The following is a 569-nucleotide window of genomic DNA, read 5'->3' as shown; positions in this document are numbered from 1 at the left end:
GGTGACTATGACATTATTGCCTCAGATGCCGCGGGTAATGAAACGACAATTACCGTGACCTTAAGTGAAACGGATGTAGATGATACGGCGCCAAGCCTTTCAGACCAAAGTTTTAGTTATGAAGAAAACCAAGTGGCCGATGCGGTTGTCGGGACGCTAGCGAATAATCCTGATGTGGCAACGTATACTTTCAGCAATGGCAGCACCACGTCGGCCGATGGTTACTACCACATTGATAACAATGGTGTGATTACCATTACCGCGGCGGGTATCTTAGCGCACGTCAATGATTTTGAAGTGGGCGCGAACAGCGGTGATTATGATGTGATTGCTGCCGATGCTGCGGGTAATGAAACGACCATCACCGTGACCTTAAGTGAAACCAATGTAGATGACACGGCGCCAAGCCTGTCAGACCAAAGCTTTAGTTATGAAGAAAACCAAGTGGCCGATGCGGTTGTCGGGACGCTAGCGAATAATCCTGATGTGGCAACGTATACTTTCAGCAATGGCAGCACCACGTCGGCCGATGGTTATTATCACATTGATAACAATGGTGTTATTACCAT

The 569-nt window shown here is 47.8% G+C and carries 1 protein-coding gene; it reads left to right on the top strand.

The genetic code is table 11. From position 1 onward, the window contains the following. Window positions 1-569 (top strand): hypothetical protein (locus D1094_RS18720; protein WP_220452581.1); only part of this gene is annotated, 569 nt, incomplete at both ends.

Source organism: Colwellia sp. RSH04, assembly GCF_003545765.1.
Classification (GTDB): Bacteria; Pseudomonadota; Gammaproteobacteria; order Enterobacterales; family Alteromonadaceae; genus Colwellia.
The sequence above is the reverse complement of the archived record's forward strand: the minus strand, read 5'-3'. Positions and strand labels throughout refer to the sequence as shown.